A 3,099-nucleotide genomic window follows, 5' to 3' on the forward strand; every position below is an offset into this window, starting at 1 on the left:
TTAGAAGTACTAAAATAAACTTTTCTAGCGTTGACGCGAAGCTAATCATTACTTTGGAAACATCCATTTGGCCTCCCGCGCCAACGCAGCATTATAACAATATTGCTTTAAAGTTTTAATCTCATATCTTTTAAATTTAACTATTAATTAATCACAATCAGTTATCAATTGCATTTTATTTCCCAATGACTGCTACAAAATGAGGCAGTATCCGAAAAGAAAGCTGATCTCCATTTTTAACTTTAACCTCCGGATGGATATGAACTAAAAGACTTTGATTAATTTCATCATTAGCAACATTAAGCACAGCATCGATAGTCTCGCCTTTATATAAAATATCTTCAATCTCTCCTTGAATTGATCCCTGAGAATCCAACTCAAAACTATCAGGACGAACCGAAATAGTAACTTTCTCTCCTGCTGCCTTACCATGGGTGTGTTGACAAGGAAAAGTTCCTAGTTCAGTAATAACACTCTCCTCATCAGTTCCTATAGTCCCTTCCATTATATTCGATTGACCAACAAAAGAAGCTACAAAGTTTGTATGCGGCAATTCATAAATTTCTCTTGGAGTTCCCTGCTGCTCGACTTGACCTTCATTCATCACCACTATTCTATCAGATATGGATAGAGCCTCTTTTTGATCATGGGTAACAAAAATAGCTGTAGTTCCGCTCTGGCGAATAATACGGGTTACATCTCGTCTCATCTTTTCCCGCAAATTCATATCTAAATTACTAAAAGGTTCATCTAAAAGCACTACTACTGGATCTCTAACTAGGGCCCGAGCCAAAGCCACTCGCTGTTGCTGCCCTCCAGAAAGTTCTGCTGGATTCTTATTTCCATAACCCTTCAAACCTACTAATTCCAAAATTTCTTGAATTTCTTCTTTACTTTTATTCTTAAGACCAAAAGCTATATTTTTTACCACGCTAAGGTGAGGAAATAACGCATAGTCCTGAAAAACCATCCCTATCTCCCTCTTTTCCGGAGCTATCCAAGACTTTGAACTAGCTACCTCCTGATCTCTAATAATTATCTGCCCCGAATCAGGACGTTCTAAACCGGCAATTAAACGTAAAAGAGTAGTCTTTCCACAGCCACTAGGTCCTAAAAGAGTTAATACCTCTCCCGCTTCCACTCCAAAGGATACATCTTTAACCGCCGGGGACTCACACCCGGGATAAGTTTTAGTAATCTCATTTAATTCTATAATCATAAATTCCATCTCCCTTTTATTTATTTGTTATCTATCCTCTATCCTCTGTTTTTCTCTCTATCTTCTTGTGCAAAAAGGACTGCTAAAGAAAATAATGATATTATAACTAACAATAAAGCTGGTACAGCAGCCCGAGTATAAAAGGCTTCAGTAGTAGCATTCCAGATCTCAGTTGTTAGAGAACGAAAGCCAATCGGGCTTAATAGTAAAGTCGCTGGCAGTTCCTTCATAGTTGTTAAAAAAATCAACGCTGCTCCGGTCAATATTCCGGGCCGTATAAGCGGAATCACCACTGACCATAATACCTTCAGTTTAGAACAGCCCATAGTCAAAGCAGCATCCTCCACATTAGGGCCCACCTGTAGCAAAGAACTACGCAAGACTCCCATTGCCTGAGGTAAAAAGAGAATTACGTAAGCAAAAATCAATAAAGGTAAAGTCTGATAAAAAGAAGTAGCATAATTAGACCCAAAGAAAACCAAAGACAGGGCAACTACTATCCCCGGTAGAGCATAACCAGCATAAGCTACCTTTTCCAACACTCCACTTAACTTACTCTTATATCTAACAGATAATATAGCCACCGGTAGAGTAGCTATTACTCCTACTACCGCAGCTATCCCGGCCGCATAAAAGGAATTAAAGGCTGCTTCCCAACGAAATACAAAGGCTTCTCCGTGTATTAGACCACGAACTAACCAAAAAATACAAACTCCTACGGGTAAAACTAAAGCCAGTAACACTATTAATAAACAAAAAATGAAAGCCGGCCATTTCCAAGGGCCCAACTTCACCTTCATCAGTTTACCCTTAGTCCCCCGACCAACACTATGATAACGAGCTTTACCTCTAGTCCACATCTCAGCACTAACTATCAGCATAGTTAAGACCACTAGTACTAAAGCTAAAACAGCAGCATAAATACGATTAAAAGAACCTCGATATTGAAGAAAGATCACCCGGGTAAAAGAATCAAACTGTAATAAGGAAACTGCTGCAAAATCGCTTAAGGTATAAAGAGCCACTAAAAGTCCTCCGGCTCCAATAGCAGGTCGGAGCTTAGGTAGAGTTACCTTCCAAAATGTTTGCCAAGGAGTTTGACCTAAAGTCCGAGCCGCCTCCTCCTGCGAAGGTTCCATTCCTAATAGAGCACTTCGTACTGATAATAAGACATAAGGATAACTCAATAAAGTAAGTACGGCCCAAGCCCCAAAAAAGCCATAAATACCAGGAGTATAAGTTATATTCAAAAGATCACTAATGAAGTTATGAACTATTCCTCCGTAGCCAAAAGCACTTACAAAGGCAAAACCACCTACTAAGGATGGAATTACCAACGGCACCATAGTTAAAATGGACCAGATTCTCCGTCCCGGCAGATCAGTCCGCACCGTCAGCCAAGCTAAAGGAACAGCAATCACAATAGTAGCTACCGTCACAGCTCCAGCTAAAGCTAAAGTATTTAATAAAACAGTTAAGGTCTGTTCCCGCAACAATAAAGATAAAAAATCCTCCGCTCCCCAAACGCGAATAATTAAATAAAAAAGAGGTAAAGACATAGCTAAGGCTATAATTATTACCGGAATCAATATAAATGCTGGAGCCGAAAAAGGCCAAGTTAACTGTCCATTTTTAATTAAGTTCATTTTATTTCCCAAGGTACTAAGTTTAGATTGCATTATAATCTCCCTACCTTTAGTAGTAACTTTAATTTAAGCTTAATTTTAGTTTCGATTTCCAACTATAAAAGCCTGTTTATATTATAATGAAATTAATTATCATTGTCAAAAATAAATAAGCAAACGATTGTGTCAAGTTTTTATAGGTAAAAGTTTTTGACTCCTCTTTCGATAAATTAAATTAGTGACTTAACAGCTCTA

The 3,099-nt window shown here is 38.3% G+C and carries 2 protein-coding genes; both read right to left on the bottom strand.

All coding sequences use genetic code 11. From position 1 onward, the window contains the following. Positions 1-175: 175 nt before the first annotated feature. A complete protein-coding gene (locus MWH30_RS13550) occupies positions 176-1,219 on the bottom strand; it encodes an ABC transporter ATP-binding protein (protein WP_248664632.1) in 1,044 nt (347 codons plus the stop codon). A 38-nt stretch (positions 1,220-1,257) separates the two neighbouring features. Continuing rightward, complete coding sequence (locus MWH30_RS13555; RefSeq protein ID WP_248664633.1) at positions 1,258-2,898, bottom strand: ABC transporter permease; 1,641 nt, start codon at positions 2,896-2,898, stop codon at positions 1,258-1,260. Positions 2,899-3,099: the final 201 nt, after the last annotated feature.

Source organism: Fuchsiella alkaliacetigena (assembly GCF_023227765.1).
Classification (GTDB): domain Bacteria; phylum Bacillota; class Halanaerobiia; order Halobacteroidales; family Acetohalobiaceae; genus Fuchsiella; species Fuchsiella alkaliacetigena.